At 61.1% G+C, this 2,017-nt stretch carries 1 protein-coding gene; it reads right to left on the bottom strand.

Annotation, left to right across the window (positions count from 1 at the left end; all coding sequences use genetic code 11):
- Positions 1 to 440: 440 nt before the first annotated feature.
- Positions 441 to 1,883 (bottom strand): HD domain-containing phosphohydrolase, encoded by a 1,443-nt coding sequence (locus AAC083_RS14415; protein WP_108536967.1) that lies wholly within the window; start codon positions 1,881 to 1,883, stop codon positions 441 to 443.
- Positions 1,884 to 2,017: the final 134 nt, after the last annotated feature.

The following is a 2,017-nucleotide window of genomic DNA, read 5'->3' on the forward strand; positions in this document are numbered from 1 at the left end:
GGCCTATAGTACCCAATTGTATATCCTAATTAAATTATCCTTTCAAAAAAAGTGATTGTAATCACAACTCCACCAGTCGCTGATAGAGCCAGTACAGTTATTGCCAGAACTCCGCTTAAGGGCATCTTGCTACGCTCACCAAACCCTGCTTCGCTTTGCCTCAACACCTCCTCGGCGCTCTCTGCGGGCTTGTCGGTCGCTCTGGTGATGGCTAAGGGCATAGCATCGTGCTTATCGGCTCATGCTATTAGGCAGGGTTGACGAACAGCAGCAAGATCCGCGCGGCAGTGGGTGCCTCGCTAAGTGTGAGTGGCATGCGGCCAAGGTATGTGGGGTTTACGCGAGTGCGGGCCGGTAAAATCAGATCTGGATGGTGACTAAGTGACGGACTCCCTGTGTCTACCCTGTCGCAGCGGCATGGACAGGCCCCCCTGGTTTTATCACGCCTGATCCTGGTGCTCGGCGGCAATCTGCCTGAAGGCCCCCTCGCAAGCGAGGAAGGCATCGACCATCCCGGGATCGAAATGGCTGCCGCGCCCCTGCACTATGATGGCTTTCGCCTCTTCGTGGGTGAAGGCATGCTTGTAGACCCGTTTCGAGATGAGGGCATCGTAGACATCCGCCACCGCCATCAAGCGGCCCGAAATCGGGATGCTCTCCCCGGCCAAGCCGGCCGGGTAACCACTGCCATCCCACTTCTCGTGGTGGGTGAGGGAGATCTCCCGCGCCAACCGCAGGAAGGAGTTGGAGCCGAGCTCGGCCTCGGCGCTGGCCAGTGCATCGGCCCCTATCTGGGGATGGCGCTTCATGATGGCGAACTCTTCGTCGGTCAGCTTGCCCGACTTGAGCAGGATCGCATCGGGAATGCCCACCTTGCCCACGTCGTGCAGCGGCGCCGACTTGAACAGCAGGTCTATGGTGGCGTCGTCGAGGGGATAACGCTCGGCGTCGTGGCGGCTCAGGTGTTCGGCCAGCACCTTGACATAGTGCTGGGTGCGGATGATGTGGGCACCTGTCTCGTTGTCACGGGTCTCCGCCAGCGAGGCGAGGCCGAGGATGGCCACGTCCCGGGTCAGGTTGAGCTCGTCGCGGCGCGCCTTCAGCTCGCCGATCATCTGGTTGGTGCTGGCGGCGATCAGGCCGAATTCGTCATCCCGGGTGACCGGCACCCGCGCATCCAGATCGCCGCATTGCACCTGTGCCATGGTACGCATCTGGTGCTCTAGGAAGAGGGTCAGATTGCGGCCATAGCCACGAATGATGAGCCAGAGGTAACAGAAGGTCACCCCCATCACGAAGGCAATTTCCAGCAATATGTATTGCTGGACATCGAGCCGAGACAGGCTTCTGTCCACCGTCGCCAGCCGCTCCAGATCCTTGTTGAACAGCAGGAATAAGACGCCCCCCAGCAGCACGAGCGTGGTGAAGGTAAACAGTGAGAACTTGCGGGAAACCGGCATGGCCAGCGGCCGGGTCAGCACCAGCGCCCCCTGATGCTCCCGCTGTTTGGCCAGGTTCCAGTCCCGCGCCAGCGACAGATCCGCGGCCACCAGAAAGCCCAGGGTCGTCATCCCCAGCAGGATCTTGAGGTGGCTCGACAGCGGGAGATCAAGCATGAGGCCGCTGTAGCCCGAGAGCAGCAGCGCCCCCAGCAGGTAGAAGCCCACCTCCAGCCCGAAGCTGCTGAGCCCGCTGCCGGGCAGGACCAGTCGGCACAACACCCAATGGCGCACGGCAAACATGAGGGTGAAGACCAGCAGGGTGGGCCCCAGCAACTGGGGCAGGGTCAGGCTCTCCTGAAACGAGACCTGCAACCCGTAGAGGCAAAAGAGTGGCAGTGTCACCCCATAGTGCAGGGCGCAGCGCCCCGTGATTTTCTGCATGATTCCACCCTGACCGCTGTTTTTGGTAATGACGGCAGGGATATGCCCCCGCCCCTCACAGACGCCGCAGCAGCAGACTCCCTATCGAATAGCCAGCGCCAAACGAGCAGAGCACGCCGCGAGCCCCTGCAGGC

The organism is Aeromonas sp. HMWF014 (assembly GCF_963878295.1).
GTDB lineage: Bacteria > Pseudomonadota > Gammaproteobacteria > Enterobacterales > Aeromonadaceae > Aeromonas > Aeromonas popoffii.